Here is a 24,094-nt window from a genome sequence, read left to right as displayed (position 1 = left end):
TATCGTTGCATGGACAATTCTGGTGGCGCCTCGAGCGGAGTGGGCGTACTCGACAAAGCGGCCCTGGTGCTGAGCGCCCTGGAGTCGGGTCCGGCGACGCTCGCCGGGCTGGTGACGGCCACCGGGCTGGCGCGTCCGACGGCGCACCGGCTCGCGGTGGCCCTGGAGCACCACCGCATGGTGGCGCGCGACATGCAGGGCCGGTTCATCCTCGGCCCGCGGCTGAGCGAACTCGCGGCGGCGGCCGGCGAGGACCGGCTGCTGGCCACGGCGGGCCCGGTGCTCACGCACCTCCGGGACGTGACGGGCGAGAGCGCCCAGCTCTACCGGCGCCAGGGCGACATGCGCATCTGCGTCGCCGCGGCGGAACGGCTGTCCGGACTGCGGGACACGGTCCCCGTCGGCTCCACCCTCCCCATGAAGGCCGGCTCGGCCGCCCAGGTCCTCATGGCCTGGGAGGAACCGGAGCGGTTGCACCGCGGGCTGCAGGGGGCTCGCTTCACGGCCACGGCGCTTTCGGGTGTGCGGCGGCGGGGTTGGGCGCAGTCGATCGGGGAGCGGGAGCCGGGTGTGGCGTCCGTCTCCGCGCCGGTGCGGGGGCCTTCGAATCGGGTGGTGGCGGCCGTGTCGGTGTCCGGGCCGATCGAGCGCCTTACTCGTCATCCCGGCCGGATGCACGCTCAGGCGGTGCTGGACGCGGCGGTGCGGCTGACGGAGGCGTTGCGGCGCAACGGGTGAGGGTGCCCCGGTCCCTCCCCCAGAGGGGGCACCCCCATTCGCCGTTTCCTGGGGGCAAGCCCCCAGCCCCCCTTTCGCGGCTCCGCCGCTCGTCCTCAAGCGCCGGACGGGCTGAAAGTCAGCCCGTCCGGCGCTTGAGGACAACCGCGCGGAGCGCGGTTTCGGGGGTGCGCGGGCCCGCCCCCGCAAGAAACGGTGAAAGGGCGGGACCGGGGCTCAGCCCGCCGCAGGCGCAGCCAGCCGCTCCGCGGCCCGCTCGCCCCGCCGGGCCACGGGCTCGACCCCGTAAGCGGCCCCGAGCCCATGCCGCGGCATCCCGCTGTAGACCGTCTCGTACGCCCCCTCCGGCACGACGTACGTCTCGTGCCAGATCCCCACCCGCCCCGCCGCCCCCCGCGCCCGCCGGTTGAAAGCGGCCCACGCCGGCCGGTGCGGCCGGTCCCCGTCGGCCGCGTAGGCGAGCAGCTTCTCGCGCGACTCCCAGTACTGCAGCACCGTGTACTCCCGCGGCCCGGCCGTCAGGAGCCGGTACCCCAGCAGCCCGGCGGACGGATCCCGGTCGAGTTCGGCCAGCATCCGCCGCATCGCCCCGAACACCGGTATCCAGTGGCGCACCGAGCGCCAGCGGTTGATCCGCATACCGATCAGGAAGACGACCACGTCCCCTTCGGCCGCCGCCGTGACCCGGCCCGCGATCGGTGACTTGCCCATGGCGTTACCCCCACCCCTCGTTGGATAGCGGCGCTATCCATGCTTGGATAGTGACACTATCCAAGGAGGGGCGCAAGAGCCATGCGACTGGCCGAGCTCAGTGAGCGCAGCGGCGTTCCCGCCGCGACGATCAAGTACTACCTGCGGGAGGGCCTGTTGCAGCCGGGCCGCCGGGTGTCGGCGACGCAGGCCGCGTACGACGAGGGCCACCTGCGGCGGCTGCGGCTGGTGCGGGCGCTGATCCAGGTGGGCGGGGTGTCGGTGGCCGACGCGCGGGAGGTGATCGCCGCGGCGGAGGACACGTCCCTGGACCACCACACGCGCCTGGGAGCGGCCACCTGGGCCCTGCCGGGGGTGCCGGCGCCGGACAGCGGCGACGAGGCGGCGGAGGCCGCCCGCGGGGCGGTGGACGGCGTGCTCGCGCGGCTGGGCTGGGACCCGGAGCGGGTGGAGGTCGCGGCCTCGCCCGCCTACCGGACGCTGCTGCACTCCGTGGCGGCCCTGGCCCGGCTGGGCTACCCGTGCGGCACGGAGCACCTGCTGCCGTACGGGCGGCTGGCCGCGGAACTCGCCGTCACCGATCTCGACCTGGTGTTCGCGGAGCCGACGGTGGACGGGCAGGTGGAGGCGGCGGTGGCGCTCACCGTGCTCTACGAGCCGGTGCTGCTCAGCCTGCGGCGCCTGGCGCACGCCGAGGAGTCGGCGCGGCGGATCGGGGGCGGCGGAGGCGAGGGCGACGGGCCCGCGGGCCTCAGCCGACCGACTCCGGCAGCCGGAGACCGGGAGTCCGGTCCCAGCCGATGAGCGTGATGACCTCGCACAGCCGCGGCGCCAGGCCGGTGAGTTCGACGGAGCGGTGGCGGGCGGCGCGGGCCCGGGCGAAGGTCATCAGCAGCCGGAGGCCGCCCAGGTCGGGGAACTCGACGCCGGACATCTCCAGGCGGAGGTCGCCGCGGACCCCGGCCACCGAGCGCAGGGCGTCCCGCAGCTGCCGGTGGGAGGAGGCGTCGACCCGGCCCTCCAGGCGCAGGCCGGGCGGCCGGTAGGTGCGGACGACGAGCAGGTCGGCGGTCCTGACCAGCGGATCGGGGCCCACGCCGCGGGTGTGGGCCGACGCGGCGGCGTCCAGCGCCTCGGGAGCGCAGTGCCGGACGTCGTACTGGCAGACGGCCAGCGCGCGGCCGGCGGCGAACTCCTCGCCGAGCAGGGACTCGTACCGCAGCAGCCGGCGCACGTCGCGTCCGTCCTGCGGAGCCGGGCAGGGCTCCCCCGCGATGCGCAGCGCGCGGTAGCCCTCCGCGTGGGAGCGGGTGGCGGCGGCGCGTAACCGGTCCCGCAGGGCGGCGGGCTCCAACGGGCCTTCGGGGGTGCGGAGTTCGTCGAGGGGGACCACCTCCACGCCGGTGCGCGGGGCCGGCAGCCGGTACCGGTCCAGCAGGGCCGCGGGGTCGTGGGGGTCCCGGCGGCCGGCCAGGTAGAGGATCTTGTCCTGGGCGTCCAGGCCGCCGCGGACGAACTCCCGCAGCACCGCGGTCCGCTCCTCGTCGGAGGCGAAGAGCAGGCAGGCGTGGTCGCCCGGCCGGAGGTCGCCGACGGGGGTCCGGTGGAGCGCGCCACGGGGAAGGGCCATGCGGGGAATTATGGCGACGGCGCCCCGGGGCGAGAAGAGCGCACGGGGGCGGGAAACGGGAAATGCCCCCCGCGTATCGCGGAGGGCATTTCCCTGTGCGTACCCCCGACCGGATTCGAACCGGCGCTACCGCCTTGAGAGGGCGGCGTGCTAGGCCGCTACACAACGGGGGCTTGCTCTGTTGCAGACCCGAAAGTCTTGCGCTGGGCTACCAGGACTCGAACCTAGACTAAATGAACCAGAATCACTCGTGCTGCCAATTACACCATAGCCCATGGTGATGACCAGTACCCCCGACCGGATTCGAACCGGCGCTACCGCCTTGAGAGGGCGGCGTGCTAGGCCGCTACACAACGGGGGCCCTAGCGATCCATCGACATCGCCTCCGGAATTCTCCGGATGGTGACGGATTCAGGATCAGTACCCCCGACCGGATTCGAACCGGCGCTACCGCCTTGAGAGGGCGGCGTGCTAGGCCGCTACACAACGGGGGCTCGCACTTCGCGTTTTGCGCTTTCGCGCGGTTTCTACTTTATCAGTAGATTTGCCAGAGAATTTCCAGTGAATTTCTCTTGCTGGGGTACCAGGACTCGAACCTAGACTAAGTGAACCAGAATCACTCGTGCTGCCAATTACACCATACCCCACCAGAACTCGACCCCCCTGAAGGGGTCTTGCTCGGCTCGCGCCCTCCGCTCCGGCCTCTCGGCCCTCCCGGGCGGCGCAGGAAGAACATTACCCGAAGGTGGACGGGGCACCAAAATCGATAACCCGGGCCGGTGCCCGGGCCCGCCCCCGGAACACGGCGAAGGGCCCCGGAGGCCGCGCAAGGCGGCTTCCAGGGCCCTTCGGGGCGCGGGCGGGGGCCGTCAGGCCGCCAGCTTCGCCAGGGCGGCGTCGACGCGCTCCAGCGTCCGCTCGCGGCCGAGGACCTCCAGCGACTCGAAGAGCGGCAGGCCGACCGTACGGCCGGTGACGGCCACCCGGACCGGGGCCTGTGCCTTGCCCAGCTTGAGGCCGTGCTCCTCGCCGGCGGCGACGACGGCGGCCTTCAGGGCCTCGGCGTTCCACTCGGCGGCGGCCAGCTTCTCGCGGGCGGTCCTGAGCAGGGCGTCCGAGCCCTCCTTCATGGCCTTGGTCCAGGACGCCTCGTCCTCCACCGGCCGGTCGAGGAAGAGGAAGTCCACGTTGGCCGTGATGTCGGAGAGGACCGTGAGGCGGGTCTGGGCCAGCGGGGCCAGCTCCGCGAAGGCGGCGGCGTCGAACGCCTCGGGCGCCCAGGGGGCGTGCGGGGCGCGCAGCCAGGGCTCGCAGGCCGCGACGAAGTCCTTCACGTCCAGCCGGCGGATGTGGTCGGCGTTGATCGCCTCGGCCTTCTTGAGGTCGAAGCGGGCCGGGTTGGCGTTGACGTCCTTGATGTCGAACGCCGCGACCATCTCGTCCATCGAGAAGAGGTCCTGGTCGGCCGAGAGGGACCAGCCGAGCAGCGAGAGGTAGTTGAGCAGGCCCTCGGGCAGGAAGCCGCGCTCCCGGTAGAGGTTGAGGGAGGACTGCGGGTCGCGCTTGGAGAGCTTCTTGTTGCCCTCGCCCATGACGTACGGCAGGTGGCCGAACTCCGGGACGGCCTTGGCGACGCCCAGCTCCATCAGCGCCTTGTAGAGGGCGATCTGGCGGGGGGTGGAGGACAGCAGGTCCTCGCCGCGCAGGACGTGGGTGATCTCCATCAGCGCGTCGTCGACCGGGTTGACGAGCGTGTACAGCGGGGCGCCGTTGGCCCGGACGATGCCGAAGTCCGGCACGTTCTCCGGGGTGAAGGTGAGCTCGCCGCGGACCAGGTCGGTGAAGGTGATCGGCTCGTCGGGCATCCGGAAGCGGACGATCGACGGGCGGCCCTCGGCCTCGTAGGCGGCCTTCTGCTCGGGGCTCACGACCCGGCACTTGCCGTCGTAGCCGGACGGCTTGCCGGCGGCGCGGGCGGCCTCGCGGCGGGCGTCGAGCTCCTCGGCGGTGCAGTAGCAGTGGTACGCGTGGCCGGCGGCCAGCAGCTTCTCCGCGACGTCGCGGTAGATGTCCATGCGCTGCGACTGGCGGTAGGGCGCGTGGGGGCCGCCGACCTCGGGGCCCTCGTCCCAGTCGAAGCCCAGCCAGCGCATCGCGTCGAGGAGCTGCTCGTACGACTCCTCGGAGTCGCGGGCCGCGTCGGTGTCCTCGATGCGGAAGACCAGGGTGCCGCCGTGGTGGCGGGCGAACGCCCAGTTGAAGAGGGCGGTGCGGACCAGGCCCACGTGGGGGTTGCCGGTCGGCGAGGGACAGAAACGTACGCGGGGGGGTACCCCCTGCTCGAGCGAAGTCGAGAGCTTGGGGGAGTTCGCGTTAGCCACGCTTGATCACCTTGTTGGTGAGAGTGCCGATGCCTTCGATGGTGACGGCGACCTCGTCGCCGTCGTGCAGGGGTCCGACCCCGGCGGGGGTGCCGGTGAGGACGACGTCGCCGGGGAGCAGCGTCATCGCCTCGGTGATGTGGACGATGAGCTCCTCGACGGAGCGCAGCATCTGGGCGGTGCGGCCGCTCTGCCGCAGCTCGCCGTTGACCGTGCAGGTGATCGCCAGGTCGCCCGGGTCGATCTCGGTCTCGATCCAGGGGCCGAGCGGGCAGGAGGAGTCGAAGCCCTTGGCGCGGGCCCACTGCTTCTCGCGCTGCTGGACGTCGCGGGCGGTGACGTCGTTGGCACAGGTGTAGCCGAGGATGACGTCCTTGACGCGCTCGCGCGGGACCTCGCGGCACATGCGGCCGATGACCACGGCCAGCTCGGCCTCGTGGTGGAGGTCGCTGCTGAAGGAGGGGTACGCGATGGGGTCGCCCGGGCCGACGACGGAGGTCGACGGCTTGAAGAAGGCGACGGGCACCTCGGGCACCTCGTTGCCCAGCTCGGCGGCGTGCTCGGCGTAGTTGCGGCCGATGGCCACGACCTTGCTGGGCAGGACGGGCGGGAGCAGGCGGACCTTGCTCAGCGGGACCTTGGTCCCGGAGCGTTCGAAGTCGCCGTAGGGAATGCCCTTGATGATGTCGAGGACGGGACCGCCCTCGGTGGAGGCGTCCCCCTCGACCACGCCGTAGCCGACGTTGCCGTCGATGGAGAATCTGGCGATGCGCACGGGAAGCTGAGCCCCTCACTGATCCGGCCGGAGTCTGACACTTCAGGCTATCGCGGGGGCCGTGCGCGCTCGGTGCGCGGCGTTCGGCCGGGCGATCCGGGTGGTCCGGACCGGTGCCGGGACGGCCGAGGGGCCCGCCGGATCCGGCGGGCCCCTCGGGGGCTCCTGGGGCGCGCGGCCCGTCAGTCCTCGACCAGGACCGGCGCGGGGGCGGTCATCAGGACGGTGCGGCGCGGGTTGGCGGTGACCGTGGGGAGCTCGACCGCGTGCTGCGGGCGCTCGGCCTCGAAGAGCGCCTTGGTGTCCTTGAGGTGCGCGAGCGTGGTGCGGCGCGGGTTGGCGGTCTTCCGGGAGGGGCTGGTGGTCTTCACTGTGCGGTTGCCTCGCGTTGTCTCTGGTGTCGTCGTCGCGGTCGTCGGTGTCTCGTCGCGGCCGTCGCGGGCTTCGGGGGCGGCCGGCCGCGGCCTCGCGGGTCGCCCGCGGATCCGGCGGTCGTCACGTCCGCGGGTCGTCACGTCCGCGCAAGGATCCAGGCTAGGCGCGCCCTTCCCCGCCATACCGAGCAGGATGCGGGGTGTCACCTGTGAGTTTCCTCACGAACCTCAAGATAAATGCCGCATAACCGGCACCTGTCCCGCCCGTACGAAACGGACATCGCCGGACTGAAGCTGACGTTCCGCTCCTGATCATGGCGACTGGGACAGGTCGCTCAGCGCGACAAGCCATGGAGCATTCGCCCGCGTAAGTCCGAATTGATAGGAGTGGACCCTCCACGGAGAGCGACAGGGCGGGCTACCGTCCGTCACCGATCCGCGGTGGGGCGCACCGGCCTTGTTGGCGCATCCGGCACTGTGCTGGAATTCCACGGACCGCCAGGGGGGCACCGCGGTCCCCCCACGACTCGACACCGTTCCTCCGCTCGCCGGGGGAACGCCTGGTCCAGAGGTTGCGACGCTAGTGCAGGGACGTTTCAAGAGGGATGGCAGCGCTGCGGCCGAGCCGGAGCCGCACGGTGCGGCGACAGGCGGCGACCGCGGCACGCCCGTCGACGCGCCGGCCGGCGGCGAATCCGCCGACGGCCCCAAGGGAAAGGGCAAGGCGAAGGTCCCCAGCGGGCCGGGCTCACGAATAGCCCTGCGCAACTGGCGAATCAGTACCCGCCTGGTCTCCCTGCTCGCCCTGCCCGTCGTCGCCGCGACGACCCTGGGTGCGCTGCGTATCGAGAGCTCGCTGCAGGACGTCGATCAGCTCGATCACATGAAGCTGCTGACCGACATGACCAGCGTGGCCACCGACCTCGCCAACGCCCTGCAGGAGGAGCGCGACCGGTCCGCCGCCCCGCTGATCCTCAAGGACGAGAAGAACGACGACGTCGTGGCGCCGCGCCAGCGGACCGACAAGGCGATCGAGGAGTTCAAGAAGCTCACCGAGCGGGTCAAGCCCGACGACGACACCACCGTCGGCGTCAACGCCACGCTGGTGGAGATCACCCGGCAGCTCCAGGACATCCAGAAGTACCGCTCCGCCGCGTACAAGGACCCGGACCAGGTCTCGCGGACCGTCAACGCCTACAACGGCCTCGTCACCTCGCTGATCACGCTCTCCCAGGACATGGCCCTGGCGTCCAGCAACAGCGAGATGATCGCCTCCACCCGCGCCCTGGCCTCGTTCTCCTCCGCCAAGGAGTACGCGTCCATGCAGCGCGCGCTGATCAGCGCCGGTCTCGCCCGCTCGCCGCACGAGCTCTCCCCGAACGACCGCCTCTTCGGCCAGTCCGCGTTCAGTGGTGAGGACCAGGCGTACAAGCGCTTCCTCCGCGTGCACGGCGACACGGACCGGGAGCTGCTCCAGGGTCTGAACGGCGGCACCTACGACATCTCGCAGGCCAACGCCTACGCCGAGCGCGTGCTGATGCGCGGCGACGGCCTGCGCGGCGCGGACAGCCTCACGTACCGCGACTGGTTCGACCGCGACAGCGTCAAGATCGCGGAAATGTCCAAGATCGAGACCACGCTCCTCAACGAGATGGAGCAGAAGGCCCTCGAACTCCGCGACGACGCCCAGCAGGAGGCGTACCTCAACGGTGCGCTGATCATCCTCGTCCTCGGCATCTCGCTGGTCGGCGCCTTCGTCGTGGCCCGGTCCATGGTGCGCTCGCTGCGCCGGCTCCAGGACACCGCGCAGAAGGTCGCCCAGGAGCGCCTGCCCGAGCTGGTCAAGCAGCTCTCCGAGGCCGACCCGCAGGACGTGGACACCTCCGTCGAGTCCGTCGGCGTGCACAGCCGCGACGAGATCGGCAAGGTGGCCGCGGCCTTCGACGACGTGCACCGCGAGGCCGTCCGCCTCGCCGCCGAGCAGGCCCTCCTCCGGGGCAACGTCAACGCGATGTTCACCAACCTCTCGCGGCGGTCGCAGGGCCTCATCCAGCGTCAGCTCTCGCTCATCTCCGAACTGGAGTCCCGCGAGGCCGACCCGGACCAGCTGTCCTCGCTGTTCAAGCTCGACCACCTCGCGACCCGTATGCGCCGGAACGGTGAGAACCTCCTCGTTCTCGCCGGTGAAGAGCCCGGCCGCCGGTGGACCCGGCCGGTCCCGCTCGTCGACGTGCTCCGCGCCGCCGCGTCCGAGGTGGAGCAGTACGAGCGCATCGAACTCACCGGTGTGCCGCCGACCGAGGTCGCCGGCCGCGTCGTCAACGACCTCGTGCACCTCCTCGCCGAGCTGCTGGAGAACGCCACGTCGTTCTCCTCCCCGCAGACCAAGGTCAAGGTCACCGGTCACGCCCTGCCCGACGGCCGGGTGCTGGTCGAGATCCACGACACCGGCATCGGCCTGTCCCAGGAGGACCTGGCGGCGATCAACGAGCGGCTGGCCAGCCCGCCGACCGTGGACGTCTCCGTCTCCCGGCGCATGGGCCTGTTCGTGGTCGGCCGCCTGTCCCTGCGACACGGCATCCGCATCCAGCTCCGCCCGTCGGACTCCGGCGGCACCACCGCGCTCGTCATGCTGCCGGTCGACGTCGCCCAGGGCGGCAAGAAGCCCGGCCCCGGCGCGCCCGGCGGCCCCGGCCTGCCCGGTGGCGGCGCCCCCGGCGGCATGCCCGGCACGGGCGTCCCGGGTGCGCCTGGCGTCCCCGGCGTTCCCGGTGGCAAGGCCGCGCCCGGCCTGCCCGGTCCGGGCGGTGCCCCGCAGGCGCCGGACCGCGACCGCGGTCAGCTGCCGCCCAAGGGCCCGCGCCCGCCGGCCAACCCGTCGCGGGCCGGCGGCCTGACCCAGAGCGGTCTGCCGACGCGCGTTCCCGGGTCCACCCCGGGCGCGGGCGCGCCGACCGGCGGCCCCAGCCTCTTCGACGCCCCGCCGCACGCCGGCGCGGGTGACGACGCCTCCTTCGGCGGCAAGGGCGCCGACGGCCGGTCCGGCCTGCCGTCGCGCGGCAAGCGGCCCGCCGTGATCGCGCCGGTGGGCAACGGCCGCCGTCCGCAGCAGCCGCCGCAGCGCGGCGAGGGCACCGGCTCCGACCTGCCCGTCCGCGGTGGCGGCGAGGCCGGCAAGGGCGGCGAGTCCACCAAGAGCGGCCTGCCCAAGCGCGGCGACCGTACGAGCACGCCCGGCGGGCTCCCCGTCCGGGGCGCCGGCACGCCGACCGGCCTGCCCGAACTGCCCGTCCGCGGCGGCGAGGACAAGCCCGGCACCGGTGGCCTGCCGCAGCGCGGCGGTGCCGGCAACGGCCTGCCCGTGCGCAACGCGCTCTCCGGCCTGCCCAAGCGCGGCGACCGCAAGAACACCCCCGCCGAGCCGCCGGCCCGCCCGGCACCGAGCTGGGGCAACGACGACCGCTCCCCCGCCGCGCCGGTGGACGACTGGCCGCTGGCCTCGAACGGTTCCTCGCGCGCCGCGCAGGACATCCCGCGCGGCCACGACAGCGTCGAGACCCCCGAGCGCGCCGAAGGACCGTCCGCCACCGGGCAGTTCCCGCAGCTGGCGCCCGTGCCGGAGCCCGAGGGCAGCAGCACCGGGCGGCACGCGCTGCCCACCGCCCCCGGCGGTGACCCCGACGGTCCGGGCGGCACCGGGCAGTTCCCGCGCCTGGCCCCCGTGCCGGAGCCGGAGAGCAGCAGCACCGGACGGCACGCGCTGCCCTCCCGGGACGCCACGTCCCCGGCCGACCCGGGCAGCACCGCGTCCTTCCCGCAACTCGCTCCCGTGCCGGACGCCGAAGGCGGCGGGCGGATCGTTCCGCCTGCCGGTACCGGGCGCTTCGGGCAGCAGGACGGCGGGCGGCAGGACACGGGCCGGTTCGACACGGGCCGGTTCGACACCGGGTCCGACACCGCGCGGCACAACGGCGCCCAGGAGACGACGCCGCTCTTCCAGGAGCTGGAGTCGCACTGGTTCCAGGACCAGGAGACCCGTGAGCGGGCGCCGGAGCCGGCGGCCGAGCCCGAGGCGCCCCGCGGCCTGCCGCGCCGGGCCCCGCGTGCCGAGGCCCCGACCGCCCCCGCCGGCACCACCAGCCCCACCAGCCCCGACGTCACGGCGCAGACCCCGCTGCCGGACTGGCGCGAGTCCCCCAACGACGAACGCTGGCGCCGGGCCGAGCAGGTCCGGGTGCCCGCCGCGGACGGGACCACCTCGTCGGGCCTGCCCCGCCGGGTGCCCCGGGCCAACCTCGTCGAGGGCACCGCCCAGCAGCAGGCCCTGCCCGAGGGTCCGCAGGTCTCGCGCGCGCCCGACGACGTGCGCGGCCGGCTGACCAATCTCCGTCGGGGCATCCAGCAAGGACGTCAGGCCGGCACCAGCCCGGCCACCGGTAGCCACCACGGTGGCCCCACCTACCAGCAGGAGCGTTAGTTGAGTCCGATGAGCCAGGCGGCGCAGAATCTGAACTGGTTGATCACCAACTTCGTGGAGAGCACCCCGGGGGTGTCCCACACGGTGGTGGTGTCCGCCGACGGACTGCTGCTGGCCATGTCCGAGGGGTTCCCCCGGGACCGCGCGGACCAGCTGGCGGCGGTGGCCTCCGGCCTGACCTCCCTGACGGCCGGTGCCTCGCGCATCTTCGAGGGCGGGCCCGTCAACCAGACCGTGGTGGAGATGGAGCGCGGCTTCCTCTTCATCATGTCCATCTCCGACGGCTCCTCGCTGGCCGTGCTGGCGCACCCGGAGTGCGACATCGGCCTCGTCGGCTACGAGATGGCCCTGCTGGTCGACCGCGCGGGCAACGTCCTGACGCCCGACCTCCGCGCCGAACTGCAGGGAAGCCTGCTGAACTGACCGTACACACACCGCAAATCCCGTCCGACCGTACGGCCGAAAGCTCCCACCGGCCCCCGCTCGACGGCATCATTGCCTTCCTGCTGTCCCGCCCGGAGGATTCATGACCCCGCCCGTCTCGCCCGGCCCGTACGGCGCCTCGCACCACATGCCGTACGGGAGTGAAGGCGACCAGCCCCTGGTCCGTCCCTACGCCATGACGGGCGGCCGGACCCGGCCGCGCTACCAGCTCGCCATCGAGGCGCTGGTCAGCTCGACCGCCGACCCGGCCCAGCTGGGCAACCTGCTGCCCGAGCACCAGCGGATCTGCCACCTCTGCCGTGAGGTGAAGTCGGTCGCGGAGGTCTCCGCGCTGCTGAACATGCCGCTCGGCGTGGCGCGGATCCTGGTGGCCGACCTGGCGGAGGCCGGGATGGTGGCGATCCATCAGCCGGGCGGCGGCGGCGAGACCGGCGGAACGCCGGATGTGACACTGCTCGAAAGGGTGCTCAGTGGACTTCGGAAGCTCTAGCGGGACCGCCGGCCGCGCCACGACCTCGGCGAAGATCGTGGTGGCCGGCGGATTCGGCGTGGGCAAGACCACGTTCGTCGGCGCGGTCTCGGAGATCAGTCCGCTGCGCACCGAGGCCGTGATGACGTCCGCGTCGGCGGGCATCGACGATCTGAGCCACGTCCAGGACAAGACGACGACCACCGTCGCCATGGACTTCGGCCGCATCACGCTGGACGACGACCTGATCCTGTACCTGTTCGGCACCCCCGGGCAGGACCGGTTCTGGTTCATGTGGGACGACCTGGTCCGCGGCGCCATCGGCGCGGTCGTCCTGGTCGACACCCGCCGCCTCGCCGACTGCTTCCCCGCGGTCGACTACTTCGAGAACAGCGGCCTGCCCTTCGTCATCGCCCTCAACGGCTTCCACGGAGAGCAGCCCTACTCCCCCGAAGAGGTGCGCGAGGCGCTGCAGATCGGGCCGGACGCGCCCATCATCACCACCGACGCGCGGCATCGGAACGAGGCGAAGAGCGCGCTCATCACGCTCGTCGAACACGCCCTGATGGCGCGGCTGAAGTAGCCGGCGGGAGCGGGCGGCCGTGTGGGATGCACCACGGGCCGCCCCCGGGCTTCATAACGTTTCGACAGAGAATTGACCGGGGCGCGACAGGCCGGCCACCACGGGCCGCAGCCGCCCGGTTCCCCTCCGCACATGTTTCGCCCGCCTTTTGGCGTCGCTCGCTCTTAATGCCCGTTTTATGTCGGGCGGATCCCCCCGGCCGTCGGCTCTGCCCACTGTTTGGAACGCACTGGTCCGGCGTGCTGGAATTTCCCGAACTGGGCCGTCGTGGCCCAGCCGAAAGACGGCACGGCGTCCCCGACGCCGGTGCCGACGCCGAGAGGTTGTTGGACGAGTGAGGCGAAGAAAGACCGGCACCGCGCAGCAGGCGAAGGACGCGCGGGGCAACTTCACACCGCCGTCGCAGGCCGCGGTGGAGCCCTCGGACGTTCCCCGTACCCCCGTCGCGCCCAGCGGTGGCGGCGGACGGTTCTCGCCCCGCAACTGGCGGGTGGCCACCCGGCTGAACGCGATCCTCCTCATCCCGGTGCTGGTCGCCCTGGTCTTCGGTGGCCTCGGCATCAAGAAGTCGGTCGACACCTGGACCGAGGCCGAGGACGCGGCCGACACCGCGCGTGTGGTGCGGGCCGCGGCCGACTACGCCCAGGCGATCGTCGACGAGCGCGACAAGAGCGTCATCCCCCTGCTGGCCAAGCAGCGCGAGGACGAGAACGTCAAGAAGGCCCGGGAGGCGACGGATTCCGCCCAGGCCGCCTTCGGCGAAGCCGTCCGCTCCATGCCCGACACCCCCAGCCTGCAGCGCCGGCTGGCGGCGGTCCGGGACGCGGAGAAGAAGCTGCCGCAGATCCGGAAGGCCGCCTACACCTCCGAGGCGGCCAAGACCGAGGACGCCTACGGCTCCATCCAGCGTCCGCTGATGGCGTTCACCAACGAACTCGGCCTGGGCACCGGCACCGTCACCTCGTACGGCCGCATGGTCTACGCCGTCTCGCTGGCCAAGGCCGCCGAGTCGCTGCAGCGGTCCATGGGTACGCACCTGCTGGCCAAGCCGGACATGGCCGCCAAGGACCGGCGCTTCCTGCTGACCTCCTTCTCCTCGTACAACTTCCTGGAGTACATCGCCTCCGACGAGTACACGACCGGTGGCTCCCAGGAGGACATCGACCGGCTGAAGAACACGCTCAAGGAGAAGGCGCAGGTCGAGCAGCAGAACAAGATGGCGCTCGCCATCATGTCCGGCGAGTCGCCGGAGAAGCTGAAGGCCCTGGGGATCACCCCCGAGTCCTGGTACACCACGGCCACCGGGAAGTTCGACGCCTACCGCGACGTCGAGTCGCACCTCGCCGACCACGCGGTGGACGAGGCGTCGCAGGTCGCCTCCGACGCCCGGCAGGACGCCATCGTCAACGGGTCGATCATGATCGTCGCGCTGCTGGCCGCGTTCTTCGTCGCCGGGCGCATCGCCCGCTCGATGAGCCGCAGCATGCGCCGGCTGCGCGGTGCCGCCTTCGAGGTGGCCGAGCAGCGGCTGCCGGCCCTGGTCGACCAGCTCTCGCGCACCGAGCCGGGCCGGATCGACACCCGGGTGCAGCCCATCCCGATCGACACCAAGGACGAGATCGGCGAGGTCGCCCGCGCCTTCGACCAGGTGCACCGGGAGGCCGTCCGGCTCGCCGCCGAGCAGGCCATGCTCCGCGGCAACGTCAACGCGATCTTCACCAACCTCTCCCGGCGCAACCAGAGCCTGATCGAGGGCCAGCTGGAGCTGATCACCGGGCTGGAGAACAACGAGGCCGACCCGGACCAGTTGGAGAACCTCTTCCGGCTGGACCACCTGGCCACCCGTATGCGCCGCAACGGCGAGAACCTCCTCATCCTCGCGGGCGAGGAGCCCGGCCGCCGCTGGGACCAGCCGATCCCGCTGGTGGACGTGTTGCGCGCGGCCTCCTCCGAGGTGGAGGCGTACGAGCGCATCGAGCTGGACGGCGTCTCGGAGGCCGAGATCCACGGTCTCGCCGTGACCGACCTCGTGCACCTCCTCGCCGAGCTGCTGGAGAACGCGACCACGTTCTCCTCCCCGCACACCAAGGTCCGCGTCAACGCCACGCGACTGCCCGACGGCCGCGTGATGGTCGAGATCCACGACAAGGGCATCGGCCTCACCCCCGAGGACTTCGCGGACATCAACCACAAGCTGGCCAACCCGCCGACCGTGGACGCCACGGTCTCCCAGCGGATGGGTCTGTTCGTGGTCGGCCGGCTGGCCATGCGGCACGGCATCCGCGTCCAGCTCCGCCCCTCGGGCGAGCAGGCCGGCACCACCTCGCTGGTCATGCTCCCGGAGGCCATCACCCACGGTGGCGGTGGCGAGGACGAGCAGGCCGGCGACGACTTCACGGTCTCCCGGATCGTCCCCGAGCAGCAGGCCGGTCCGATCGGGACGGGCGGCGGCGTCCGGACCGCCGCGGAGCTGGGCTTCGACGACTCGCGCTATGAGGCGGGGGCGGCGGGCGCGGCCGGTGCCCCGGTGCTCGACCCGCTCGGCCGCTCGCGGCTGCGCGAGGAGCGGCGGGCCGCCCTGGAGGGCGCCCTCGGGGCGCACCCCGCCGGGCAGCCCGGCCAGGACGCCGCCGGACAGCAGGTTCCGTCGCACGACACCCAGCAGACTCCGTTCGCCCCGCAGGCCACGGGTGAGCAGCCGTATACGGAAGCCGCCTACAGCGAACAGGGCTTCACCGACCAGCAGACCTACGGTGACTTCAACGCCCCCGCCTACCAAGGCGAGTGGGGCGGGACGGCTCCGGAGGCCACTCCGTACCAGCACGGGTACGCGTCGGGTTACGGAGCGGAATCGGAATCTCAGCCGTCCGCTGACACGGCGCAGCCGGAGCGCGTAGAGTTCGACCGTCCGGGCCCCGCCACGAGCGGCCCTCCCTCGCTGACCGGGTCCGGTCTGCCGCGCCGCGATCGGCAGTGGCAGCAGCCGGAGACGGGCGAGGAGGCCACGAGGGGCGGCGGAGAACCGGACCGGTCCCAGCAGGACATCTCCCGGCCTCGGACCGAGGGGGACACGTCCGCCGGGCAGTCGGCCAACGACGAGCGCTGGCAGCGCGCCGAGCGGCTCCGGGTGCCGAAGGCGGACGGGATCACTTCCTCCGGTCTCCCGCGCCGGGTGCCCAGGGCCAATCTGGTCGAGGGCAAGGCGGTGGAGACCGCCCAGGGCGGCCCGCAGATATCCCGGGCCCCCGAGGACGTCCGCGGCAGGCTCGCCAACCTGCGCCGCGGTGTCCAGCAGGGGCGCAGCGCGGGAACGGACTCCTCGGAGTTCCCCGCGATCACCGCGCAGGAGCAGCAGCAGCAACACGACCAGGGCTTCGGCCCCGGCGGCACCTACGAGCAGGAGCGTTAGTGTGAGCCCGATGAGCCAGGCGGCGCAGAACCTGAACTGGTTGATCACCAGTTTCGTGGAGAACACCCCAGGGGTGTCCCACACCGTCGTGGTCTCCGCCGACGGACTCCTTCTGGCCATGTCCGAAGGGTTTCCGCGGGACCGCGCGGACCAGCTGGCGGCGGTGGCCTCCGGCCTGACCTCCCTGACCGCGGGTGCCTCGCGCATCTTCGAGGGCGGCGCCGTCAACCAGACCGTGGTGGAGATGGAGCGCGGCTTCCTCTTCATCATGTCCATCTCCGACGGCTCCTCGCTGGCCGTGCTGGCGCACCCGGAGTGCGACATCGGCCTCGTCGGCTACGAGATGGCCCTGCTGGTCGACCGCGCGGGCAACGTCCTGACGCCCGACCTCCGCGCCGAACTACAGGGGAGCCTTCTCAACTAGCAGAGAGACAGTGCGTTTCGCGCCACCGCGCCTTAAGGTGCGGTGGCGCGACCAGCAGCAGACAGGAAAGTCGGAGGAGGAGCCGTGGCAACGCCCCCAGGCGGTTACCCGTATGGCAATGACCAGCAGGAGAACCCGCCGCTGAACCGCTTCAACTTCCCCTCCGCGCCCACCCCCAGGGACCGGTCGGAGGCCCAGCACCCCTCGCAGGTGCCCTACACCCCGCAGCCCCCGGCACCGCCCTACGGGGTGCCCGGCGGCGGGTACTCCCCGCCCGGCGCGCCCGGGCACGTCCCGACGGGCCATGTCCCGCCCCCCGCGGGGCAGGGCACCCGCCCGGGACAGGGGCCGCAGCACCGGCGTTCGGGATCTCCGTCGGGTGGCAAGAGCAACCCGTTGGTCCGTCCCTACGCCATGACCGGTGGCCGGACCCGGCCGCGTTACCAGCTCGCCATCGAGGCGCTGGTGCACACCACGGCCCAGCCGGCCCAACTCCAAGGGCAGTTGCCGGAACACCAGCGCATCTGCCACCTGTGCCGCGAGATCAAGTCGGTCGCCGAGATCTCGGCACTTCTGTCCATCCCGCTCGGCGTCGCCCGAATCCTGGTGGCCGATCTGGCCGAGGCCGGGCTCGTCGCCATTCATCAGCCCGGCGGCGACGCGTCCGCCGGCGGCCAGCCTGACGTGACACTGCTCGAAAGGGTGCTCAGTGGACTTCGGAACCTCTAGCGGCGAGGCAGCCCGCTCCACCACCAGCGCGAAGATCGTGGTGGCCGGTGGTTTCGGCGTGGGCAAGACCACGTTCGTCGGCGCGGTCTCGGAGATCAACCCGCTGCGCACCGAAGCCGTCATGACCTCCGCCTCGGCGGGCATCGACGACCTCACGCACGCGCCGGACAAGACCACGACGACCGTGGCGATGGACTTCGGCCGGATCACCCTGGACCAGGACCTGATCCTCTACCTGTTCGGCACGCCCGGACAGGACCGGTTCTGGTTCATGTGGGACGACCTGGTCCGCGGTGCCATCGGGGCGGTCGTCCTGGTGGACACGCGGCGCCTCGCCGACTGCTTCCCGGCCGTCGACTACTTCGAGAACAGCGGGCTCCCGTTCGTCATCGCCCTCAACGGGTTCGACGGACACCAGCCGTACACGCCGGACGAGGTGCGGGAGGCCCTGCAGATCGGGCCGGACGCGCCGATCATCACCACCGACGCGCGGCACCGGAACGAGGCGAAGAGCGCGCTCATCACGCTCGTCGAGCACGCGCTGATGGCGCGGCTGCGCTAGCGGACCCTTGTTCGCACGCCGGACGGGCCGGCTCCCCGGCCCGTCCGGCGTTCGCGCACGCGCGTCAACCGGCGACCGCAACGCACGCAAGTACGCGTGATCGTTGCGATCCGCCCCTTGTCCGGAACCACGCCGTTCCGCCACCGTGCCGTCCATGGAACAGCACTGGAAGAAGATCTGGATCGGCTCGGCCGGCAACATGGTCGAGTGGTTCGACTGGTTCGTCTACGCCAGCTTCGCGACCTACTTCGCGGGCTCCTTCTTCCCCGAGGGCAACGACACCGCCAAACTCATGAACACCGCCGGCATCTTCGCCGTCGGCTTCTTCATGCGGCCGGTCGGCGGCTGGCTGCTCGGCCGGGTGGGGGACCGGCGCGGGCGGAAGGCCGCGCTGACGCTGACCGTGACGCTGATGTCCGCCTCGGCGGTGCTGATCGCCGCCGCGCCCACCTACGGGGTCGCGGGGTACGGCGGCGTCGCCGTCCTGCTGGTGGCGCGGCTGCTGCAGGGGCTGTCGGTGGGCGGCGAGTACGCGGCCAGTGCCACGTACCTCACCGAGGCGTCCGCGCCGGGCCGCCGCGGCTTCGCGTCCAGCTTCCAGTACGTGTCCATGACGGCCGGCCAGTTGCTCGGCCTGGGCCTGCTGATCGTGCTCCAGCACACCCTGACCTCCGCCGAGTTGCACGACTGGGGCTGGCGGATCCCGTTCGTCGTCGGCGCGCTCGGCGCGGCCGTCATCTTCTACCTGCGGCGCAACATGCTGGAGACGGAGACGTACCAGGAGGCGGACGACACCCCGCAGGGCGACCGCGGCACCGTCCGCGCCCTGCTGCGGCACAAGCGGGAGGCGCTGCTGGTCATCGCGCTGACCATGGGCGGCACGGTCGCGTACTACACGTACACCACGTACCTCACCAAGTACCTCTCCAACACCGCCGGGCTGCCCAAGCAGACCGCCACGCTGGTCAGTTTCTGCGCGCTGCTGGTCTTCGCCTGCCTCCAGCCGCTCGCGGGCGCCCTCTCGGACCGGATCGGCCGCCGGCCGCTGCTGATCACGTTCGCGGTGGGCTCGACGTTCCTCACCGTGCCGATCATGACGCTGCTGAAGCACGCCGGCTCGTTCTGGCCCGCGCTGGGCCTCTCCCTGCTCGCCCTGCTCGTCGTCACCGGCTACACCTCGATCAACGCCTGTGTGAAGGCGGAGCTGTTCCCCACCGGCGTCCGCTCCCTCGGTGTCGCGCTGCCCTACGCCATCGCCAACGCCGCCTTCGGCGGCACGGCGGAGTACGTGGCCCTGTGGTTCAAGAAGAGCGGGATCGAGTCGGGCTTCTCCTGGTACGTGGCGGGCTGCGCGGCCGTCTCGCTGGTGGTGTACCTGACGATGCGGGAGACCCGGGACATCGACCTCAAGCGGGTCGGCGGGGGGCCGGGCACGGAGGAGCCCGGCGCGGAGGAGCCGGACCGCGCCCCGGCCCCGCTCGCCTGAGCCCCGGGGGCGCGCCGGTCCTACGGCGCGCCGGACCGGTCCGCCGCGAGCTGGGTGGCGGCCAGTTCGCGGTACAGGTCGTCGGAGCCGACGAGTTCCTCGTGGCCGCCGACCGCGCGGACCCGGCCCGCCTCCATGACCACGATGCGGTCGGCGCGCACGACGGTGGAGAGCCGGTGCGCGATCACCAGGACGGTGGTCTCGGCGGCCAGTTCCAGGACGACGTCGCGCAGCCGCTGCTCGCTGACCGCGTCCAGGTGCGAGGTCACCTCGTCCAGGAGGAGCAGGCGCGGCTTGCGCAGCAGCGCCCGGGCGATCGCCACCCGTTGCCGCTCGCCGCCGGAGAGCGCGGTGCCCCGGTGGCCGACCGGGGTGTCCAGGCCCTCGGGCAGCCGGGCGACCAGTTCGTCGAGACCGGTGCGGGCCACCGCGTGCCGGAGTTCGTCGGGCGTGGCCCGCGGAGCGGCGAACAGCAGGTTGTCCCGCAGGGTCCCGGCCAGGACGGGCGCGTCCTGCTCCACGTAGCCGAGGGAGGCGCGCAGTTCGGCCAGCGGCCACTCGCGGATGTCGCGGCCGTCGACGGCGATGGTGCCCGACTGGTGGTCGTAGAACCGCTCCAGCAGGGCGAACACCGTCGACTTCCCCGCACCGGACGGGCCGACGAGCGCGGTCATGCCGCGGGGTGGTACCTCGAAGGTCACGCCGTCGTGGGCCGGTCCGCGGTCGTCCCCGTACCGGAAGGCCACGTCGTCGAACCGGATGCCGACCGGTCCCGTGCCCGGGGTGGGGGCGGTGCCGGCCGGCTCCCCGGGCAGCGCCTCGATCTCGTGGACGCGTCCCACCGCGACGAGGCCCTGCTGTACGGCGGCCCAGCCCTCGACGAGTTGGCCGAGCGGTGAGACCAGGGAGAACAGGTACAGCAGGAAGGCGATCAGCGACGACACCTCCAGCGCCCCGGACGCCACGCGCGTGCCGCCGACCGCCAGCACGCTCAGGAAGGCGAGTTGAACGGCCATCAGGACGGACGCGCCGGTGAGCGCGGTCCAGCCGGCCACCGTCACCCCCCGGTCCCGGGCCCGTGCCGCCGCCTCGGCCACGACGCCCGTCTCGCGCTCCTCGGCGCCGCTGGCCTTGACCGTGCGGAACGCCTGGAGGGCGCGGTCCAGCGCCGAACCCATCTCGCCGACGGCCTCCTGGGCCCGCCGCTGGGCCCGCTGGATCCTGGGCATGAGGAGGGCGGAGACGCCGGCGACGACGCCGATCACGAGGAGGGTGACGCAGAGGAGCACGCCGTCCAGGGCCGCCATGAAGGCGATCGCGCCGGCCAGGGTGCAGACGCCGGCGGCCGATTCGACGACGCTGGTAGTGAGCGCCGTCCGCAGCAGGGTGGTGTCGCCGGTGACCCGGGTGAGCAGATCGCCCGGGGTGAGCCGGTCGACGGCCGGGACCCCCAGGCGCAGTACGCGCCCGACGAGCCGCCGCCGGGCTCCCAGGACGATGTCCTCCCCGGTCCGGCCCATGAGGTAGGCGGCGCCCGCCGAGGCGCCCGCGCCGAGGACCGCGACGGCGCTGAGGGCCGCCAGCGGTCCCGTCGCCGGCCGTTCCGCCCCGAGGGCGTCGACGACGTACTTGGCCATCAGGGGCATGGCCAGCCCGGCGGCCGCCCCGAGCAGGGACAGTACGCCGCCGAGCGCCAAGGTCCGCCAGTGCGGCCCCAGCCGGCCGAACAGCAGCCGCAGCGGCGCCGGTTCGCGCCTACCGGCGGCCGGCCCCTCGCCGGTCTCCCGCACCGGAACCCCCTTCTCGTACCGTGACGACCATCAGCGGCCGGAAGTCCTCGGACCGGCCGCGCTCGCCGACCGGCCGGCCGTCGGCCTCCACCCAGGCGTGGGCCGCGAACGGCGGCGAACTCCGCACGCCGGCACACCAGTCGGGCCAGGTGCCCGACAGCCGGCAGACGAGGGCGATCGCGACCGAGCGGGGCAGGCAGCCGTACCAGCCGGCGCAGCGGCGGCTGGTGCCGACCACGGCCTGGTACACCTCCAGGACCTCGGCGTGGTGTGCCGGGCGCGCGCCCCGGCTGATCAGGGTGAGCAGCCTCCGGAGCCGTCCGGGGCGGAGCCTGGCCAGCAGGAAGGCGAGCGCGATCACCACCCGCAGGGCGGGCCCGCCCCGGCCGGCGCCCCGGGCGGGCATGGTCATCTCCGTGGTCACGGCCGGACGATCCCCGCCTCGACGAGCCGGCGGACGAGCTCCCGCACATCGGCCCGGGCCTCCGCGGCGTCGACGTCGAACTCGGCCGCCAGCCGCTCGGCGACGGCGTCCGGGGCGAGGCCCTCGGCGAGCGCGCCCACGATGACGGCCCCGCTGTCGTTGAGCTGCCAGTAGGTGCCGCCGCGTTCGTCGAGGAGGACGGCCCCGTAGTCGGTCGAGGTGAGGGCGACGCCCTTGCTGAGTCTCATGTGCCTTCTGTGCCTTCCTTGGCCCGGGTGTTCGTGCGGTTCGCCCGGGAACGTCCTTGGTCTTCGATCGCGCGCAGCCAGGACTCGCAGGCGACCACCGTCCAGAGGGAGTTCTCCTGGAGGAGGGGGGTGTCCGGTTCGTCGGCGAGCCGGACCAGCAGGTCCGCGTCGACGAGCCCCCGCCGGGCGAGCCGCGCGTCCGTCCACAGCCGGCGCAGGTCCGGGGCGTGCCGCCGGAGGCCGAGCGCCTGGTCCTGCGACATCTCGTCCTTGGTGGTGCGGTCGAGCAGCGCGTCCGGCACCGTGCCCCGCAGGGACTCGACCAGCAGCGGCTTGTAGCGCGCGGGGTCCATGCGGTCCTCGACCCGGACGGACAGCACCGCCTCGATCACCCGGTCGTCGAAGAACGGCGCGGCCACCGGGACGCCCATGGCGACGCCCAGGTCCTCCAGGGCCTGGAAGGCCCGGGCACCGGTTCTGATCACGTCGAGTTCCGTGTGGCGCCCCGGCCCGGGGGCCAGGGGCCGGGCCCGCCGCGCGGCCGACAGGTATCCGGCGCGGATCAGCCGCCGCCCGCGAGCGGTGATCCACGGGTGGACGGACTGCTCGGCTCCCCAGGTCAACAGCGGGGTGCGCAGCCCCAGGAGGGGCTCGGGGGTCACGGAGCGGGCCAGCCAGGAGCCGTAGCGCGGCCGGGCGAGGAGTTGCCGCAGGGTCGGCCACAGGGGCCATCCGTGCAGGTGGCGGGTGGCGTTGAGGCGGGACCACGCCATCAGCGGCCGGCGCGCGAAGAGGTCCCGGTAGGCGGCGGGAACGCCGTTGAACAGCTCGTCGCCGCCGTGGCCGGTGAGGTGGATCCGAGATCCCGCGCGGACCGCCGGCTCCAGCATCGCCCGGGCGCGCTCGCGCGCCGGAGCCAGGTAGAACGGCTCGTCCAGCGGTTCGCCGGGGGTGCCGACGCCCGCGAAGAACAGCGGGTACTCATGGGCGGGGATGACGTGGTGGTCGAGCCCGGGGAATTCCTCCACCGCGCGCCGCGCCCATTGTTCGTCCTCGGCGAAGGCGTCCCGTCCGGCGACGGTCACCGCCAGCATGTCGCGGACTCCGGCCCGTCGGGCGAGAAAGGCGACGGAAGTGGAATCCAGGCCGCCGGAAAGGTCACCGCTGATGCGGTTCCGGCCGTCCGCGTACTCCTTTGTGTATTCCCTGACGGAATTCTCCAGAGCGGCCGCCACAGCGGATTTCCCGCGCGCCATGGAAAGGTGCGGACGGGGTGAATTCCACCATCGGTGTATTCGGTATCCCGGGCCGTCGTCGCCGAGGGTGAGGGAGAACTCCGGCTCCACCTCTTCCACGCCGTGCCACAGCGTGCGGTGGCGCAGCGGGTGCGGGACGAAGTCCAGCAGCCGCAGCGCGAGCGCGCCCTCGTCGACCTCCGCGTCGCAGAGGGCGGCCAGGACGGTGGCGCGATCGGAGGCGACACGGAGGCCGCCGTACCGGCAGTGGTACACGCGGCGCAGGCCGGAGGCGGTGCCCCGGACCCGTACCTCGCCCTGGAGCAGCGAGACGACGTGGTGGATTCCGGGCAGTCGCCGCAGCAGCCGGTCCAGGTCGGCGCCGGTCCGGGCGCGGTCGAGCAGGTCGGCGAGCACCCGGTCGGGGACGCGGGCGGGGCCGATCAGGACCAGGGCGTCGGCTCCGCGGGACAGGTGGCTGACGTGGCGCCAGGGGCTCCGGGCGACGACCCACGGCCGTCCGGAGGGGTACCGGACCGTCGTCGGCCCGGCCGGACCTCCGCTCCCCCCGAAGAGGTGCCCGACCACAGACCGACCTTCCGCATGGTCCGGTAGCACCGTGAAAAAGTCACCCATGTGGTCGGGCATCTTCATTTCCGGATCACGACCCGCCGATGCGCCAGGTCAGGTTTTCCGACTTCTTGCTCATGAACCAGCCGGCCGTCTTCTTGGTGAAGTCGCCCTGCTTGAACAGGGTCGGCTTCATGTAGTTCTTCTTCATGTGGCCTCCTTCCTGACGTCGACCGTAACAGGGGCTCCAGGCTTGATCAACAGGCTTTTTCCGCTCGGGCTCCCGGCGGAATTATTCCCGCGGCCGGATATTGGAATGATGAATTCCGAAACGATTGCTCCGGGTCGGGGCGGCGCGACGCCGAGTGCCCCGCGCGGCGCGTCATAGGGCGCGAAAGCGGAGGGATCGGGAGGGTGGCCGGGAGGGCAGGGGGCCGGGGCCGCCGCTGCCCGGATGGCGAGACGGTTCCGCTCCGGCGGCGGCGGTTGTGCAAGACTGCGTCACGTGTTCTCGCTCGCCATGATTACGGGCAGCAGGCGCGCCGGTCCGCAGTGACCGTTCCGTACGCACCTGGTACGGCACGGCCACCCTCGTCCCCGACCCGCGCGCAGACCTCTCGCACCCGCGAGGGGTT

Annotated in this window: 21 protein-coding genes and 5 tRNA genes; 11 read left to right on the top strand and 15 right to left on the bottom strand. The window is 72.5% G+C overall.

What is annotated here, in order from left to right; translation table 11 throughout:
* The first annotated feature begins 9 nt into the window (after positions 1-9).
* Positions 10-738, top strand: a complete 729-nt coding sequence (ndgR, locus tag J7W19_RS23310) for an IclR family transcriptional regulator NdgR (protein WP_040889156.1) — start codon at positions 10-12, stop codon at positions 736-738.
* A gap of 216 nt (positions 739-954) precedes the next feature.
* Here ndgR and J7W19_RS23305 read toward each other — a convergent pair whose 3' ends face one another.
* Entirely contained in the window at positions 955-1,449 is a 495-nt protein-coding gene (locus J7W19_RS23305; protein ID WP_004942837.1) for a DUF4188 domain-containing protein, read from the bottom strand.
* An 81-nt stretch (positions 1,450-1,530) separates the two neighbouring features.
* On the opposite strand from J7W19_RS23305, the gene J7W19_RS23300 reads away from it, so the two are divergent.
* A complete protein-coding gene (locus tag J7W19_RS23300; RefSeq protein ID WP_004942839.1) occupies positions 1,531-2,253 on the top strand; it encodes a MerR family transcriptional regulator in 723 nt (240 codons plus the stop codon).
* Here J7W19_RS23300 and J7W19_RS23295 read toward each other — a convergent pair.
* From J7W19_RS23295 to J7W19_RS23255, 9 genes are all read right to left on the bottom strand, one after another.
* Positions 2,201-3,079, bottom strand: coding sequence for an MEDS domain-containing protein (locus tag J7W19_RS23295; protein ID WP_004942841.1), 879 nt, complete (start codon positions 3,077-3,079; stop codon positions 2,201-2,203). The two genes, J7W19_RS23300 and J7W19_RS23295, sit on opposite strands and share 53 nt — an antisense overlap.
* Before the next feature lie 100 nt (positions 3,080-3,179).
* A tRNA-Glu gene (locus J7W19_RS23290) sits at positions 3,180-3,252 on the bottom strand.
* 30 nt (positions 3,253-3,282) lie between these two features.
* Positions 3,283-3,354 (bottom strand) — tRNA-Gln (locus J7W19_RS23285).
* 13 nt (positions 3,355-3,367) lie between these two features.
* Positions 3,368-3,440, bottom strand: a tRNA-Glu gene (locus J7W19_RS23280).
* Positions 3,441-3,500: 60 nt separating this feature from the next.
* Positions 3,501-3,573, bottom strand: a tRNA-Glu gene (locus tag J7W19_RS23275).
* A gap of 81 nt (positions 3,574-3,654) precedes the next feature.
* Positions 3,655-3,726: transfer RNA gene (locus tag J7W19_RS23270), tRNA-Gln, on the bottom strand.
* A gap of 222 nt (positions 3,727-3,948) precedes the next feature.
* Positions 3,949-5,460: a glutamate--tRNA ligase gene (gltX, locus tag J7W19_RS23265; RefSeq protein WP_078587918.1), complete on the bottom strand. Its 1,512-nt coding sequence runs from the start codon at positions 5,458-5,460 to the stop codon at positions 3,949-3,951.
* Positions 5,453-6,235: a fumarylacetoacetate hydrolase family protein gene (locus J7W19_RS23260; protein ID WP_004942845.1), complete on the bottom strand. Its 783-nt coding sequence runs from the start codon at positions 6,233-6,235 to the stop codon at positions 5,453-5,455. Before J7W19_RS23260 ends, gltX begins: the two co-directional genes overlap by 8 nt.
* A 182-nt stretch (positions 6,236-6,417) precedes the next feature.
* Positions 6,418-6,606 (bottom strand): hypothetical protein, encoded by a 189-nt coding sequence (locus J7W19_RS23255; protein ID WP_004942848.1) that lies wholly within the window; start codon positions 6,604-6,606, stop codon positions 6,418-6,420.
* Between the two features lie 586 nt (positions 6,607-7,192).
* Here J7W19_RS23255 and J7W19_RS23250 point away from each other — a divergent pair.
* The 9 genes from J7W19_RS23250 to J7W19_RS23210 all read left to right on the top strand — a co-directional run bounded on the left by J7W19_RS23250 (position 7,193) and on the right by J7W19_RS23210 (position 19,192).
* Positions 7,193-11,086: a sensor histidine kinase gene (locus J7W19_RS23250; protein WP_004942850.1), complete on the top strand. Its 3,894-nt coding sequence runs from the start codon at positions 7,193-7,195 to the stop codon at positions 11,084-11,086.
* 9 nt (positions 11,087-11,095) lie between these two features.
* The gene (locus J7W19_RS23245; protein WP_040889161.1) at positions 11,096-11,509 is read left to right on the top strand and encodes a roadblock/LC7 domain-containing protein; all 414 of its coding nucleotides are present in this window, start codon (positions 11,096-11,098) and stop codon (positions 11,507-11,509) included.
* A gap of 103 nt (positions 11,510-11,612) precedes the next feature.
* On the top strand, positions 11,613-12,020 hold the full coding sequence (locus J7W19_RS23240; RefSeq protein WP_004942854.1) for a DUF742 domain-containing protein: 408 nt from the start codon (positions 11,613-11,615) through the stop codon (positions 12,018-12,020).
* The gene (locus J7W19_RS23235; protein WP_004942857.1) at positions 12,001-12,582 is read left to right on the top strand and encodes a GTP-binding protein; all 582 of its coding nucleotides are present in this window, start codon (positions 12,001-12,003) and stop codon (positions 12,580-12,582) included. The genes J7W19_RS23240 and J7W19_RS23235 overlap by 20 nt, the downstream gene beginning before the upstream one ends.
* Positions 12,583-12,916: 334 nt before the next feature.
* The gene (locus J7W19_RS23230; RefSeq protein ID WP_004942862.1) at positions 12,917-15,991 is read left to right on the top strand and encodes a sensor histidine kinase; all 3,075 of its coding nucleotides are present in this window, start codon (positions 12,917-12,919) and stop codon (positions 15,989-15,991) included.
* Between the two features lies 1 nt (position 15,992).
* Complete coding sequence (locus J7W19_RS23225) at positions 15,993-16,415, top strand: roadblock/LC7 domain-containing protein (protein WP_049717348.1); 423 nt, start codon at positions 15,993-15,995, stop codon at positions 16,413-16,415.
* A gap of 84 nt (positions 16,416-16,499) precedes the next feature.
* Positions 16,500-17,144 carry a DUF742 domain-containing protein gene (locus J7W19_RS23220; RefSeq protein ID WP_063825780.1) on the top strand — a complete coding sequence of 215 codons (645 nt, stop codon included), beginning with the start codon at positions 16,500-16,502 and terminating at the stop codon, positions 17,142-17,144.
* Positions 17,125-17,706, top strand: coding sequence for a GTP-binding protein (locus tag J7W19_RS23215; RefSeq protein WP_049717346.1), 582 nt, complete (start codon positions 17,125-17,127; stop codon positions 17,704-17,706). Before J7W19_RS23220 ends, J7W19_RS23215 begins: the two co-directional genes overlap by 20 nt.
* A 154-nt stretch (positions 17,707-17,860) precedes the next feature.
* A complete protein-coding gene (locus tag J7W19_RS23210) occupies positions 17,861-19,192 on the top strand; it encodes an MFS transporter (protein ID WP_004942871.1) in 1,332 nt (443 codons plus the stop codon).
* Positions 19,193-19,212: 20 nt separating this feature from the next.
* On the opposite strand, the gene J7W19_RS23205 is transcribed toward J7W19_RS23210, so the two are convergent.
* The 5 genes from J7W19_RS23205 to J7W19_RS23185 all read right to left on the bottom strand — a co-directional run bounded on the left by J7W19_RS23205 (position 19,213) and on the right by J7W19_RS23185 (position 23,670).
* Positions 19,213-20,982 carry an ABC transporter ATP-binding protein gene (locus J7W19_RS23205; protein WP_004942874.1) on the bottom strand — a complete coding sequence of 590 codons (1,770 nt, stop codon included), beginning with the start codon at positions 20,980-20,982 and terminating at the stop codon, positions 19,213-19,215.
* The gene (locus tag J7W19_RS23200; RefSeq protein WP_004942876.1) at positions 20,948-21,406 is read right to left on the bottom strand and encodes a lasso peptide biosynthesis B2 protein; all 459 of its coding nucleotides are present in this window, start codon (positions 21,404-21,406) and stop codon (positions 20,948-20,950) included. The genes J7W19_RS23205 and J7W19_RS23200 overlap by 35 nt, the downstream gene beginning before the upstream one ends.
* Positions 21,403-21,654, bottom strand: coding sequence for a lasso peptide biosynthesis PqqD family chaperone (locus tag J7W19_RS23195; protein ID WP_004942881.1), 252 nt, complete (start codon positions 21,652-21,654; stop codon positions 21,403-21,405). The genes J7W19_RS23200 and J7W19_RS23195 overlap by 4 nt, the downstream gene beginning before the upstream one ends.
* Complete coding sequence (locus J7W19_RS23190; RefSeq protein WP_004942884.1) at positions 21,651-23,477, bottom strand: asparagine synthase-related protein; 1,827 nt, start codon at positions 23,475-23,477, stop codon at positions 21,651-21,653. Before J7W19_RS23190 ends, J7W19_RS23195 begins: the two co-directional genes overlap by 4 nt.
* 73 nt (positions 23,478-23,550) lie before the next feature.
* A complete protein-coding gene (locus tag J7W19_RS23185) occupies positions 23,551-23,670 on the bottom strand; it encodes a keywimysin-related RiPP (protein ID WP_106429581.1) in 120 nt (39 codons plus the stop codon).
* Between the last annotated feature and the right edge of the window lie 424 nt (positions 23,671-24,094).

Source organism: Streptomyces mobaraensis NBRC 13819 = DSM 40847 (assembly GCF_017916255.1).
Lineage (GTDB): Bacteria > Actinomycetota > Actinomycetes > Streptomycetales > Streptomycetaceae > Streptomyces > Streptomyces mobaraensis.
This window is presented reverse-complemented; position numbering and strand designations above follow the sequence as displayed.